The organism is bacterium SCSIO 12696, assembly GCA_024397955.1.
GTDB lineage: Bacteria > Pseudomonadota > Gammaproteobacteria > Pseudomonadales > Porticoccaceae > SCSIO-12696.
In genome coordinates, this window is record CP073744.1 from 2,251,527 (window position 1) to 2,264,597 (window position 13,071).

Annotated in this window: 12 protein-coding genes; 10 read left to right on the plus strand and 2 right to left on the minus strand. The window is 52.6% G+C overall.

The genetic code is table 11. The features are described 5' to 3' along the window. The first annotated feature begins 29 nt into the window (after positions 1 to 29). From moaC to KFE80_10425, 6 genes are read left to right on the plus strand one after another with little or no spacing between them, the layout of a single operon-like run. On the plus strand, positions 30 to 506 hold the full coding sequence (gene moaC, locus KFE80_10400; protein UTW44800.1) for a cyclic pyranopterin monophosphate synthase MoaC: 477 nt from the start codon (positions 30 to 32) through the stop codon (positions 504 to 506). After that, the gene (gene moaD / locus KFE80_10405) at positions 499 to 747 is read left to right on the plus strand and encodes a molybdopterin converting factor subunit 1 (GenBank protein ID UTW44801.1); all 249 of its coding nucleotides are present in this window, start codon (positions 499 to 501) and stop codon (positions 745 to 747) included. The genes moaC and moaD overlap by 8 nt, the downstream gene beginning before the upstream one ends. Continuing rightward, positions 747 to 1,214: a molybdopterin synthase catalytic subunit MoaE gene (moaE, locus tag KFE80_10410; protein ID UTW46695.1), complete on the plus strand. Its 468-nt coding sequence runs from the start codon at positions 747 to 749 to the stop codon at positions 1,212 to 1,214. The genes moaD and moaE overlap by 1 nt, the downstream gene beginning before the upstream one ends. Positions 1,215 to 1,221: 7 nt before the next feature. Next, entirely contained in the window at positions 1,222 to 2,214 is a 993-nt protein-coding gene (moaA, locus tag KFE80_10415) for a GTP 3',8-cyclase MoaA (protein ID UTW46696.1), read from the plus strand. Positions 2,215 to 2,253: 39 nt separating this feature from the next. Further along, complete coding sequence (gene moaB / locus KFE80_10420; protein ID UTW44802.1) at positions 2,254 to 2,757, plus strand: molybdenum cofactor biosynthesis protein B; 504 nt, start codon at positions 2,254 to 2,256, stop codon at positions 2,755 to 2,757. Positions 2,758 to 2,762: 5 nt separating this feature from the next. Next, complete coding sequence (locus tag KFE80_10425) at positions 2,763 to 3,995, plus strand: molybdopterin molybdotransferase MoeA (protein UTW44803.1); 1,233 nt, start codon at positions 2,763 to 2,765, stop codon at positions 3,993 to 3,995. Here the strand turns inward: KFE80_10425 and KFE80_10430 are convergent. Next, positions 3,988 to 5,553 carry a hypothetical protein gene (locus KFE80_10430; protein UTW44804.1) on the minus strand — a complete coding sequence of 522 codons (1,566 nt, stop codon included), beginning with the start codon at positions 5,551 to 5,553 and terminating at the stop codon, positions 3,988 to 3,990. The two genes, KFE80_10425 and KFE80_10430, sit on opposite strands and share 8 nt — an antisense overlap. 144 nt (positions 5,554 to 5,697) lie before the next feature. On the opposite strand from KFE80_10430, the gene KFE80_10435 reads away from it, so the two are divergent. Together KFE80_10435 and KFE80_10440 are read left to right on the plus strand one after the other, a co-directional pair. Continuing rightward, the gene (locus KFE80_10435; GenBank protein UTW44805.1) at positions 5,698 to 6,231 is read left to right on the plus strand and encodes a TlpA family protein disulfide reductase; all 534 of its coding nucleotides are present in this window, start codon (positions 5,698 to 5,700) and stop codon (positions 6,229 to 6,231) included. Further along, positions 6,232 to 6,978 carry a HesA/MoeB/ThiF family protein gene (locus tag KFE80_10440; protein UTW44806.1) on the plus strand — a complete coding sequence of 249 codons (747 nt, stop codon included), beginning with the start codon at positions 6,232 to 6,234 and terminating at the stop codon, positions 6,976 to 6,978. 29 nt (positions 6,979 to 7,007) lie between these two features. Here the strand turns inward: KFE80_10440 and ettA are convergent, their stop codons facing one another. After that, positions 7,008 to 8,672: an energy-dependent translational throttle protein EttA gene (gene ettA / locus KFE80_10445; GenBank protein ID UTW44807.1), complete on the minus strand. Its 1,665-nt coding sequence runs from the start codon at positions 8,670 to 8,672 to the stop codon at positions 7,008 to 7,010. A gap of 403 nt (positions 8,673 to 9,075) precedes the next feature. On the opposite strand from ettA, the gene KFE80_10450 reads away from it, so the two are divergent. After that, complete coding sequence (locus KFE80_10450; protein UTW44808.1) at positions 9,076 to 10,359, plus strand: TlpA family protein disulfide reductase; 1,284 nt, start codon at positions 9,076 to 9,078, stop codon at positions 10,357 to 10,359. Between the two features lie 196 nt (positions 10,360 to 10,555). After that, positions 10,556 to 12,811, plus strand: a complete 2,256-nt coding sequence (locus tag KFE80_10455) for a thioredoxin family protein (GenBank protein UTW44809.1) — start codon at positions 10,556 to 10,558, stop codon at positions 12,809 to 12,811. The last annotated feature ends 260 nt before the right edge of the window (positions 12,812 to 13,071 follow it).

Below are 13,071 nucleotides of genomic sequence, written 5' to 3' on the forward strand. Positions count from 1 at the left end.
TGTACCGTCAAAAGAACAATATCTGAACCATGAGTAAATTGACCCATTTGGATTCGAGTGGCCAAGCCCATATGGTCGATGTGGGCGACAAGCCCGACAGTCAGCGCCTGGGTGTGGCAGAAGCCTTTGTCACCATGCAGCCATCGACCCTTGATTTAATTGTGCAAGGCGGTCATCCCAAAGGGGATGTGCTTGCGGTGGCGCGAATTGCCGGTGTTCAGGCAGCAAAGCGCACCTGGGAGCTGATCCCCCTGTGCCACCCGATTATGCTGACTTCGGTCAAAGTGGCCATTGAGCCTGCAGGCGGCGATTGCCTGCGGGTTGAAGCCCGTTGCAAAAATAATGGTCAAACCGGGGTTGAGATGGAGGCCTTGACCGCGGCTTCGGTAGCCGCATTGACGTTGTACGATATGTGCAAGGCGGTGGACCGGGGCATCAGTGTTGACAAGCTGCGTTTGGTCAAAAAAGCCGGGGGCAAATCCGGCGACTGGGAACGGGATGATTGAGGTCAAATATTTTGCCGCCTTGCGCGACCAGTTGGGCAGCAGCGGCGAACAGCTGTCAGTACCCTCAGCGTGCACCGTATTGGAGTTACGTCAGTTGCTTGCTCAGCGGGGAGGCGTTTGGGCCGAGCAGTTACTGGGCAGCCACAACCTGGTGGCGGTCAATCAACAGATGGCCAGCCCCGACACCGCGATTCATGACGGTGACGAAGTAGCGTTCTTCCCACCGGTAACGGGTGGTTAATCGTGAGTGTTCGGATTCAGGCGGAAGATTTTGACGTTGGCGCCGAATACCAGCGGCTGCGTGCCAGTGACAGCGGCGCTGTCGTTACGTTTAGCGGCTGCGTTCGCGGTCATAACAGCATTCGGGCTCTGTTTCTTGAGCACTACCCGGGCATGACAGAGCGTGTTCTACACTCTATTCTGGAAGAAGCCCGGCAACGCTGGCACCTAAACGCCGTTACCGTGATACACCGCATTGGCGAGATACTGGTAGGCGAACAAATTGTGTTTGTGGGGGTGGCCAGCGGCCATCGTGGCGAAGCGTTTGCCGCTGGTGAATTTATAATGGACTGCCTGAAAACCCGAGCGCCGTTTTGGAAAAAGGAAATCGACGCTGACGGTGAGCGCTGGTTGGCCGCTAAGCCCAGCGATTGCGAACAGGCTCAGCGTTGGCATCAAGTAAGCACAAATGACAAATCCGATGATTGACAGCACTATGCCCGCTGAGTTGGTCGACCCCTTCGGCCGACGGGTGAATTACGTGCGCATTTCAATCACGGATCGCTGCGATTTTCGCTGTCAGTACTGCATGGCGGAAAAAATGACGTTCCTGCCCCGGGAGCAGATTTTGAGCTATGAGGAAATCACCACTATTGCCCGAGCCTTCAGTGAGCTTGGTGTTGGCAATATTCGTTTGACCGGGGGAGAGCCGCTAATACGCCACGACAGTGAACAGCTGATCGAAACGCTGGCGGCACTGCGCGGTGTTCGCGAGCTCAGTCTGACCACCAACGGCTCACAGCTGGCAAAAATGGCGCCTGCGCTCAAAGCCGCTGGCGTCAAGCGCATCAACATCAGCCTCGACAGCCTCAACAAAGACAAATTCAAACGTATTACCCGGGTCGGTGATTTAGAGGCTGTAATCGCCGGTATTGATGCGGCCTGCGATGCTGGCTTTCAGCGCCTTAAACTCAATACCGTGGTGATGCGTGGTTACAATGAAGATGAAGTACTGAATCTGGTGGATTTTGCCATTCAGCGCGCTATGGACATCAGTTTTATCGAAGAAATGCCCCTTGGCAATGTGACTCACAGTCGGGCGCTGAGTTACTGTTCCAGCGATCAGGTGCGCGCCTTGATTGAACAGCAATACCCGCTGTTGCCCACCACCGAAACCACCAATGGGCCGTCCCGCTATTTTCGTTTACAGAACCACGCGGCTACCCGCATCGGTTTTATCTCTCCCCACAGCCACAACTTCTGTGGCAGCTGCAATCGGGTGCGTTTAACCTCTGAAGGGCGCTTGCTGCTGTGCCTGGGCAACGAGCACTCCGTTGATTTGCGCGCGCTGGTGCGCCGTCGCCCTGGTGATATCGATGCGGTAAAGCGGGCAATTGTCGATGCCATTGCCAACAAACCCAAACAGCATGAATTTGATGTCAATAACGAGCCACAAATTGTGCGCTTTATGAATATGACCGGTGGCTAGCTGCCATGGTTTTTGATCGATGAATTACCTGAGTAAATCATGTCTGACTTTATCCCTCTGAACATTGCCGTTCTAACCGTTTCCGATACTCGCACGCCGGACACCGACAGCTCCGGCCAGCTGCTTGCAGACAGCGTTGCCGAGGCCGGTCATCAGCTGGCGGGTCGAGAAATTGTCATTGATGACATCTACCAGATTCGCGCCCGCCTTTCCCAATGGATTGCGGATAAGAGTATTCACGTTGTGCTAGTTACCGGTGGTACCGGCTTTTCAGGCCGCGACTCCACGCCAGAAGCGGTGATACCACTGTTCGATAAAACCGTAGAGGGGTTTGGTGAGCTGTTTCGCCATCTGTCCCTGGCACAAATCGGTACCTCGACGGTGCAGTCCCGAGCGGTTGCCGGGTTGGCCAACAACACTCTGGTGTTCTGCCTGCCCGGTTCCAACAATGCTTGCCGAACCGGTTGGCAACAGATTATTTGTGAACAGCTGGATTCACGCACCAAACCCTGTAACTTTGTCGCTACCCTGGTAGGCGGCTAACAACGATGGCTGATTGGTTGACGGTAGAACAGGCGCTGGATCACTTGCGTCAGCAAGTAAAGCCGGTTGCTGAAACAGAAACCGTAAACCTGATCGCTGCCAATGGCCGAGTGCTGGCCAGCGACCAGATTGCGGTCGTCAATGTGCCCCCCGCAGACAACTCTGCGATGGACGGTTTTGCATTTGCATTTGCCGATTTACAAGCTGGTGGCGAGCTGCCAGTGACTTTGCCGGTCAGCCAACGCATCCCTGCGGGGTTGGCCCCCGAACCGCTTGAGCCCGGTAGCGCGGCCCGTATTTTTACCGGTAGTGAGATTCCCCCCGGGGCCGACACGGTGGTGATGCAGGAAAACTGCACGTATTCAGAAGAGGGTGATCAGGTAATTGTTCATCGGGCTCCCAGCAAGGGGGCGGGGGACAATGTACGACCCTGTGGCCAGGATATTCGCAGTGGTGAAGTACTGCTAAAAGCGGGCCAGCGCTTGCGGGCGCCGGAGCTGGGTTTGTTGGCTTCTGTGGGTATTGGTGTTGTGCCGGTGTACCGACGCATCAAGGTGGCGGTGGTTTCGACTGGTGATGAACTGGTGGAGCCCGGCGATTCATTGGCATCGGGGCAGATATACAATGCCAATCGGTATTTGCTGGCGGGGTTGCTGCAGGGGTTGGGTGCTGAGGTGGTGGACCTTGGCTGTGCTAAGGACCACCCGGACAGCATTGAAGTATTGTTGCGCCGTGCAGCCAGTGAAGCGGACTGTGTACTGTCCAGCGGCGGGGTTTCGGTCGGTGAAGAAGACCACGTCAAATCGGTGCTGGCCAAACTGGGTCGCCAAGTGTTTTGGAAAATCGCTGTCAAACCCGGCAAGCCATTGGCTTTTGGTCATATTTGCGACACCCCGTTTTTTGGCTTGCCAGGAAATCCAGTGTCCGCCTGCGTCACCTTTGCGCTGTTTACCCGTCCCTATTTGTCAGCGATGCAAGGGGCCGGTTTTGTGCAACCGCGCCGCTTTGTTGCCAAAGCGGGGTTTGATGTTGCCAAACCCCGCCGGCGGGAAGAGTATTTACGAGCCAATTTGGAAGTGATCGATGGCCAATTGACTGCGGTGCCGTTGGCCAATCAGAGCTCCGGGGTGTTGACCTCCATCAGTCGATCTGATGTTTTGGCAGTGGTGCCGATTCGCAAGACGATTGATCGTGGCGCTGATGTAAAAGTGATACCCATTCAAGGGCTGCTCAATTAGCAGCCTCTGCCGTTTTTTCGTTTTCGAGCAGTTTGCTTAAACTCTGTTTGGCTTTTTTCGTAAACGCATTACGGCTGGCTGCCAGGTGCCGGTAGAGGTTCTTGGCTGGCTCAGTTTGTTGCTGTTGTTCATACATCTTTGCTAGCTCGAAGTAATACTTCATATCTCCAAATCGATAGGCTAGCTCCTGTAGTGCAGTAGAGGCTTCTTGCATTCCTTTCCCTTCGCTTAATAAAGATGGATCTTTCCTGTATACCTGTGCCAGCCCTTCCCAGGCACGTAAGTGGGCGCTGTCGGCTCTAAGGGCTTTTCGGAATTTACTGCGAGCCTGCTTAAGTAGCTTTGTTGACTCTTCCCCGTTGGTGTCCCAGGCTTTGCCAAAAAGCAAATCTCCGTACAGTGCATTCAGCCATGGGTCATCTTTGTGATCGGGGTAGATGACGCCTAACTGCTGAATGATTTCATCGGTTTCCTTTGTTTTCAGCCATAAGTGACGCAGCGCATAGCTTTGAGAGGTGGGGGAAGAGGGGTCCAGTTCTATAGATTTTCTAAGTAATACGGATGCCTCGTCACGGCCGCTTTTGTGCCTCAGCCACATGACCTGCCCCAAGTGAAAGGCAATTTCGCTATCAGGAAGTTTTCTGATGGAATGAAAGTCATTAACAGCAGGTTTTTCAGGTTCGTATGTTAGATATGTATATTGTCTTTTTTTTGTGTGTTTTTTTACTAAACGGCCTAAATCGCTGTAAGACATCTCAAAGGCAGCCTGAAAAGCTTTGTCTATATCGACCCCTTTATTCCATAGGCTCAAATATTTGATAACTTTTTTTTGGTAGTTAGGGTTTGCGAAAAAATAATGTTGCAGTGCCCATGAGGAAGCATGAAATTCACTTCTTTTAGCGATTTTTTTCGGGTGTTGAGTTGCTTTAAAAATTTCCTCTATTGGTATTACTCTCAATCTGTTGACAGTCCATAAGTATCTTTCAGTCCGCATCCCGTATTTAATAATATTGCTGTCAATAACCGTTGCGGAGAGAAATGAATTAAGACCTCCTCGATACCACAGAGGGTAGTTAGTTGTGTTACCAGTATTCCTTAAAAGGAAGTTTACATAAACTCCAAACAGTGTTTGCCTGGCGGAATTATTTTCTTTCTTTTTTGTTTTAAAATCGCTGGCTTTAACGACGCTGAAATTGCCATCGTGCCTGGAAAAGGTGAATGCTGCTTGGTATCGGTTGCTGCCTATGTCAATACGGCGGAAATGAGCTGCTTTTTTGATGACGAATATCTTATAGCGATTCACACCTTCGATGTTTTTACTGTTGATAAACATTTGTGCAAAGCGTCTAAATGCTTCAAGGTCATGGGCAAACGCCTTGGCGTAGTTTTCATCAGCGTCTGTAATAATATGAAAGCTTTCCGTTTTGACCTCTAGCCATTCATCATCTAGCAGTTTGAGGGGGCTGCTATCAGCAAAAAGCGTGCATGATAATAAGCAAGCGATGGTGCTGCTGAGTAGTTTTGAAAAAAGGGCGAAGCGACGTAGGTTGATGAGCATTCAGTGGCACTCCTTTGCTGTAAGTGTTAAAAATTGTTGTCTAGCTTACCAAAAGCCCATCTAAACTTCATAATGCCCTGTTTAATGCTGATCCCCATGATTTCGCACCCCGCTCGGGGTAAATCACTTTTGCAGGACACGACCATGATCATGAAACACATTGCTCGTCGAGGAATGAAGCTTTTACTGGCTCCGCTGGCATTGATTGCCCTCGGTGGTGCCAAAATGCCTGAACACAGTTACGTGGGTGCTGGAGATATGGCTCCCGGTTTTTCGGTGACGACCACAGAAGGCAAAGTGGTGGATACCAAGGCTCTAAAGGGCAAGGTTGTGTTGGTGAATTTCTTCGCCACCTGGTGCCCCTACTGCAAAGTGAAGCTCCCGCTGATTGATAAAACCATTTACCAACAAATTGATCACGACGACTTTGTGGTGATTAACTTGGGCCGTGAGCACGACACCGCTGAGATGGTGGAATACAAGGATGAATACAATTTCGCCATGCCGTTTGCCCCAGATCCCGGGCGCGCGATATACAAGCAGTACGCGGAACAAATGATTCCCCGCAGTGTGGTCATTGGCCGAGACGGCGTTATAGTGCTGCACCAGCAGGACTCCACCCCGGAAGCCGTAAAAAACCTCAAGCGGGTTATTCAGCAGCAGCTGAGCGCACCCTGAGTGGCAGATACGCCGAGCTTACGCTACGCCCGCCAGCGTTTATTGCCAGAGGTGGGTGAACAAGGCCAGCAATCGCTGGCCTCTTGTCGTGTGCTATTGGTCGGCGCCGGTGGCTTGGGTGCGCCGGCAGCACTGTATTTGGCCGGTGCCGGTATGGGCACTCTTATTGTCGCTGATGGTGATGCGGTTGATGTAACTAACTTGCATCGTCAGGTGTTGTACCGAGCAGGCGACTGCGGCACCAGTAAGTCCGACAGTGCCCAGAGTCAGCTGGAGGCGTTAAACCCTCACACCACTGTGGAGTCCATTGATGAACGCCTGGATCTAGAAGCGTTAGATTACTACGTGCCGGAAGTGGACGTGGTACTGGATTGCAGCGATAACCTGGCCACTCGCCTGGCGGTAAACAGCGCCTGCCAGCGCCATGGCACATCACTGGTGTTTGGTGCCGCGGTAGGTTGGGACGGTCAGTTGGCGGTGTTTGATTACGGCAGCGGGCAGAAGCAACCTTGCTATCAGTGCCTGTTCGGCAATCAATTGCCTCCGGTGCAGGCGAGTTGTGCGGAGATGGGAGTCATGGGGCCGGTGGTCGGTATGCTCGGAACGGCGATGGCCCTGGAGGCCATCAAACTGCGCTTGGGTATGGGGTCTAAAGCACGCAACAGGCTGCAATTATTCGACGGCCAGAATTTTACCTGGCGTTCCATATCGTTGGGGGCAAATCCAGATTGCCCGGTTTGCGGCTGAGCGATTGCCGTCCCTGGCAGCTTGCTCAATCAGTCTTTCAGCTTTTTGTACTTGATGCGGTGAGGTTGTGCATCTTCGCCTTTGCGCTTGATCAGGTCTTCGTGGTATTCCGTGTAATTGCCCTCGTAAAACTCGATGTTGCCGTCGTCTTCGTAGGCCAGAATATGAGTGGCAATGCGATCCAGGAACCAGCGGTCGTGAGAAATCACCATGGCGCAGCCGGGGAAGGTTTGCAGCGCTTCTTCCAGGGCACGCAGGGTTTCCACGTCCAGGTCATTTGAGGGTTCGTCCAGCAGCAGCATATTGGCGCCCTGCTTGAGGGTATTGGCCAAGTGTAGGCGGCCGCGCTCACCACCGGACAGGTCGCCAACTCGTTTCTGCTGGTCACTGCCTTTAAAATTAAAGCGGCCCACGTAAGCGCGGGAGCTGACTTCGTAGTTGCCAATGCGCAGTACGTCGTGGCCACCGGAGACTTCTTCCCAAACACTTTTGCTGTCGTCCAGGTTGGCCCGGCTCTGATCCACAAAACCCACTTGTACGGTTTCGCCGATGTTGATGGTGCCGCTGTCGGGCTGCTCCTGGCCAGTAATCATGCGGAACAGAGTGGATTTGCCCATGCCGTTGGCACCGATGATGCCGACAATAGCTCCTTTTGGAATGGAGAAGCTCAGGTTTTCCATCAAGGTACGGCCATCGTAACTTTTGGTGACATTGTCAAACTCAATGACCTTGTCGCCCAGGCGCTCGCCCACCGGAATATAAATTTCGTTGGTTTCGTTGCGCTTTTGGAATTCCTGGCTGTTCATTTCTTCGAAGCGGGCCAGACGGGCTTTGTTTTTAGCCTGACGGCCTTTGGGGTTTTGGCGTACCCACTCCAGCTCTTGCTTGATGGCTTTTTGGTGAGACGCTTCGGTTTTTTCTTCCTGGGCCAGACGAGCCTCTTTCTGTTCCAGCCAGCTGGTGTAATTGCCCTCATAGGGAATACCGCGGCCGCGGTCCAACTCCAGAATCCAGCCAGCGGCGTTATCGAGGAAGTAACGGTCGTGGGTGATGGCCACTACAGTACCGTTGAAGTCCACCAGAAAACGCTCCAACCAGTGTACCGATTCGGCATCCAGGTGGTTGGTCGGCTCGTCCAGAAGCAGCATGTCCGGGCGCGATAACAGCAGGCGACACAAGGCTACGCGGCGGCGTTCACCACCAGACAGCTTGGTGACGTCTGCGTCCCAAGCGGGTAAACGCAGTGCGTCTGCGGCTACATCCATACGGTTCTGGATGTTGTGGGCGTCCCAAGCCTGAATAATGTTCTCAAACGCTTCCTGTTTTTTTGCCAACTTGTCGAAATCGGCGTCCGGGTCGGCGTAATCGGCGTACACCTGTTCCAACCCTGCGAGGGCGTCAAAAGCCTCTCTCAAGCCGTCTTCCACGTTGCCTTTGACGTCTTTGTCCGGATCCAGCTCGGGCTCCTGAGGCAAGTAGCCCACCTTGATGTCCGGCATTGGGCGAGCTTCGCCTTCGTAGTCTTTGTCGACCCCCGCCATGATCCGCAGCAGAGTAGACTTACCGGCGCCGTTCAGGCCAAGTACGCCGATTTTGGCGCCGGGGAAAAATGACAGGGAAATATCTTTAAGAATTTCGCGCTTGGGGGGAACAATTTTCCCCACCCGGTTCATGGAATAAACGTATTCAGCCATGGCGGCAACTGGCCTCGTGAAAGGTGAATGAAAGTGCGCGGATTCTACCCTATGACGAGCTTGGTTACAGCTTTCCGGGGCCGCTATATAGCGAGTTAATCGCTCCTAAGGCATTGGCATTATTGGTAATTTGCAGTATGGTTGGTGCCTAGAAAATCAAGAGCCTGTTAAGGGCCGCATACCCAAAATACTAACCCCTGGCTGGCATCTCCCTCCGTCACCAGGGGTTTTTTGTGTTTTACGCGTTGAATTAGGCGCATATCAAGGTTTTTGATTCACCAGCCTAATTTGTCTAACTTATTGATTTACATGCCTTAAAGAGGGTGTAAAGTTAGGTAAACCGCATGGTTGAGGGTGCTTGCCCTGTGTATCTTCACCGATTGAAGTTAACCGGCAGGTTGTTATGTTTCACTGCTTTTGCTCCCCGACATCAACGTCAAATCACACAAAATACCGACTGCTGGTGGTTATTGCAGCCTTGCTGTTTGGCCAACTGACTGCGGTAGCTGACGAGAAGCGCGCGGCTGCCTGGCAAAACATCAATCAGCAGTTTGAAGTCCTGCGCATCGAAATCCAAACATCCAGAAAGCAAGGCAGGAAACTTGCCCCCCAGCAAATCGCGCAACGTCGCCAGCAAATCCTCAATCACGTTATTGCTCTCTATCGACAACAACCCCGGGATGCCGTAGCTCTCGATGCCATGCTATTGGCTCTGCACTCCAGCAACGATCGCAAGACCCACCTGGAAGTGTGTCGCAACCTGCTGACCAATCATCTGCAAAACCCGTCGCTGTACATGGCTTTTCCGATGATTGCTTCGTTGATTCACTTCGATGATGACTGTGAACAGTTATTGTTGCAGGCATCGGAGCGCGGTTCCAATGAACAGGTGCGCCATGTAGCCGCCCTGCAATTGGCGGTGATTTACTCAAAAATGGCTCAGTTGTTGGCCAATACCACTGAGCTGGGTATGTCCATGGAAGAATATGTCACTTCAAAAACCCGCTCTTCTTTTGGCGAACTATCCAATCAGGCCGCTGCGAATATTACTCACCCTCTGTGCAGCAATAACTGGCTCGACAGAGACTGGCGCCACGTGCGCAGCCGAGCGCTTCAGCTGGTACAGGCGGTGATGAACAGCGAGCAACCCATCGGCTTTTATTTGCCCGCTCATAAAAAAAATCCGCGCAAGTCAGCCATGGAAACCGTAGCAGACGTGGCCGCGGTGGTTCACCATCGGCTCACCAACGCCTCTTCCGGGGTGAAGTTGGAAGAGTTTGCCTTTAAGGACTTTGAAGGAAACGCCACTAGCTTGAGCAGTCACTTGGGCAATGTGGTGGTTATTGACGTATGGGCCACCTGGTGTCGCCCTTGTGTCACTGGTATGGCGAGTATGAGGGATTTGAATCAACGCATGGCGGGGCGGCCTTTTTCATTGATAACCATCAGTGTTGATAGTGACCTGGGGCTGGCGAAGCGATTTGCCGAACGCAACGACATGCCGTTCCACAACTGGTATGTGGGTGAAAACAGTGAGTTTCTGACCCGCTGGGGAATCCGTCATATTCCAAAGATTATTGTGCTGGATGAAAAAGGCGTGGTGCGGACAATTCCCAACATCGGCCATCAAGATCTGGTGAAGCATGTGGATCAGCTGGTAACTGCGGCCCAGCAATCACAACCGTAAAAAGGCCTTATAGCGTTATTGGTTTTGTGAGCCGCTATTTACCTTTCTTAAACTATTTCCTTGTATATTAACCATTTGAACAGGCCTGAAACAGATTTCTCAGTGGATTTTCTGTACATTGTGCCCCCTAAAAATTTACGCAAAATCACACTTTTTGGTGTCTGATCCACACTGAAAAATTATATCGAGGTGAATAATGAAAGCGGCCCAAAAAGCGCTTTTAACCCTTTCCTTGCTGGTGTTATCCAGCCTGTCTGTATTCACACAGGCTCAGCCCGTCCGCGCCAGCTACAGTTCTGTGGAGCTGGTTTCTGAAGTCGCCAGTGTCAAGCCTGGTGAAACCTTTACCTTGGGGTTAATTGTTACCCCCGACCCATCCTGGCACAACTACTGGGTGAACCCAGGCGAAGCGGGCAAGGAAATGAAGGTGCGCTGGAACAACCTTGCCGAAGGGGTAGAGGTTGGTGATTTCGTGTACCAGGTACCCCATGTCACCTCAATGGGTGGCATCATCACCTACGGCTTTGCGGAACAAAACATCATTACCATGGATGTTACGGTGCCCGAAGGGTTTGCCGAGGAAAGTTTACTGTTAGCGGGCCAGGCCAATTATCTGGTGTGCGATGACGCCAACTGTGTACCACAAAGCGCGCCGGTTTTTCTGAGCTTACCCATTGGCGATGGCGCGCTTAACAGCTCCAATGACTTGCTGTTCCAGTCAGCTCGCGACCACCAGCCGCAAATGGTGGATTGGGACGCGGCGTTTTACAGCAATGAAGATTTGTCCAAAGTCAGCTTTGATGTGGCCTTTGCCGAACCAGGTGCCAGCGACATCTATGTCTGGCCTACCGTGCACAAAATGGTTATTCATACCCTGACGCAAACACCGCAGGTCAAAGACGGGTTGCTGAGTATCACCATGGACGCGGGCAGGCGCCTGGAACGTTATCAACAAACCGATTTGCTGATCACTTACAAAGACGCCAACGGCAATGAGCAAGCGGGCTATATCACTGGGGTTACTAAAGCCTCAGGGCCCGGCGCGGTTTCTACGACGGCTAATTCGTCCACCGGGGTGGGCTCCAATACCGGTGATGTCGGCATTTTGTGGGCACTGGGTGCTGCATTTTTGGGCGGTTTAATTCTCAACTTAATGCCCTGCGTGCTGCCGGTGTTGAGCCTGAAAATGCTCAGTTTGGCAAAAATGGGAGAGTCGCACCCACGGGTAGTGCGCACCTCCGGTATTTACTACACCACCGGTGTGATTCTCAGCTTTGTGGCTTTGGCCATTGTGGTGATTGCCATCAAGTCCGCTGGTGAAGCTGCGTCTTGGGGCTTTCAGCTGCAAAACCCCATTGTTGTGCTCGGCCTGGTGCTGCTCATGACTCTGATTGGCCTAAATCTGCTGGGGGTTTTTGAGTTTGGCACCGGCATGATGAATGTCGGCTCGAACCTGACCAGCGATGGTGACGGTCACTCGAAAAAATCGTCTTTCTGGACCGGTGTTCTGGCGGTTGTGGTTGCCACACCTTGCACAGCGCCGTTTATGGCGGGGGCACTGGGTTACGCGTTCACCCAGCCCGTACACATCTCGTTATTGGTGTTCGTGTTCCTGGGGCTGGGTTTGGCGTTCCCCTATCTACTGATTGCGTTTGTACCCGGTGCGCGTCGTATTGTGCCCAACCCTGGCCCTTGGATGAGTGTGTTTAAAACTGCTCTGGCGTTCCCCATGTTTGGTACCGCGGCCTGGCTGGTATGGGTGTTGGGAGACAAAGACACGATTTTGTGGACTCTGTTCGCCATGCTGGCGATTGCCTTGGCTGCATGGGCTTGGGGCAAAGTGCCTGTGGCGGCACGCCCCAATGCCTGGAGAGTGACAGCGGTGGTTTTCTTGGTGGGTACCTTGTACCTGGGCAACACGGCCATTGAGCGCAAAGAGTCGTCTTTGGCGATGGCTGCTGCAGAGAAGGTGCGTAAAACCCAAAGCATCAAAACCATTAACGCCTTGAAGGCGGCCCTGCAAGAAGCGGCGCGCACCGGTGGCCAACTCAATGAACAGGCCCAGGCATTATTGGGTAGTCAGTCGGGCAGCCACGATTCGGAAATGCCATTCAGCGAAAAAGAGCTTATGGCATTGCTGGATAACGGTCAGCATGTGTTTGCTTACTTTACCGCTGACTGGTGTGTGAGCTGTAAAGTGAACGAAAAAGCGTCATTGCACAAAGACGCAACTCTGAAGTTTTTTGCCGATCACAATATTCAGGTGATGGTGGGTGATCACACCGATGGTGACCCGGAAATCGACCGCATTATTGAGTTGTACAAGCACCCTGGTGTGCCGTTGTACCTGTACTACAAGCCTGGAGATCGGCTGCAAGACGGTCGTAAGCTGCCACAGCTGCTGCCCACCCCCAGTGTACTGATTGATGGTATAAAAGCGTTTCGGGGTTAACACTCATCTGCAAAGCCGGCAATTAGCCGGCTTTTTTATTAAAAGATCCTAGGGCCTGTTCACACTAATAAGTCGTCACTGTTGTGACTAAAAAAGCGCCAATCAAGGCGCGAGGAGGGTGGTTTGGTCATTCCAAATGAGCGACGAGCAACACAGAGTGGCGCTTTTTTAGCCGCAACCCGAAGGGCTGGGGCCATTTTTTCGCTCAACTGTGTTATCAGTCGCTTATGTAGAATGACTACACAGCACTCCTTCTGCCT

Coding starts and splice junctions, on each gene's coding strand:
- moaC (UTW44800.1), top strand. CDS start 30: ATGAGTAAATTGACCCATTTGGATTCGAGTGGCCAAGCCCATATGGTC.
- moaD (UTW44801.1), top strand. CDS start 499: ATGATTGAGGTCAAATATTTTGCCGCCTTGCGCGACCAGTTGGGCAGC.
- moaA (UTW46696.1), top strand. CDS start 1,222: ATGCCCGCTGAGTTGGTCGACCCCTTCGGCCGACGGGTGAATTACGTG.
- moaB (UTW44802.1), top strand. CDS start 2,254: ATGTCTGACTTTATCCCTCTGAACATTGCCGTTCTAACCGTTTCCGAT.
- KFE80_10425 (UTW44803.1), top strand. CDS start 2,763: ATGGCTGATTGGTTGACGGTAGAACAGGCGCTGGATCACTTGCGTCAG.
- KFE80_10430 (UTW44804.1), bottom strand. CDS start 5,553: ATGCTCATCAACCTACGTCGCTTCGCCCTTTTTTCAAAACTACTCAGC.
- KFE80_10435 (UTW44805.1), top strand. CDS start 5,698: ATGATCATGAAACACATTGCTCGTCGAGGAATGAAGCTTTTACTGGCT.
- ettA (UTW44807.1), bottom strand. CDS start 8,672: ATGGCTGAATACGTTTATTCCATGAACCGGGTGGGGAAAATTGTTCCC.
- KFE80_10450 (UTW44808.1), top strand. CDS start 9,076: ATGTTTCACTGCTTTTGCTCCCCGACATCAACGTCAAATCACACAAAA.
- KFE80_10455 (UTW44809.1), top strand. CDS start 10,556: ATGAAAGCGGCCCAAAAAGCGCTTTTAACCCTTTCCTTGCTGGTGTTA.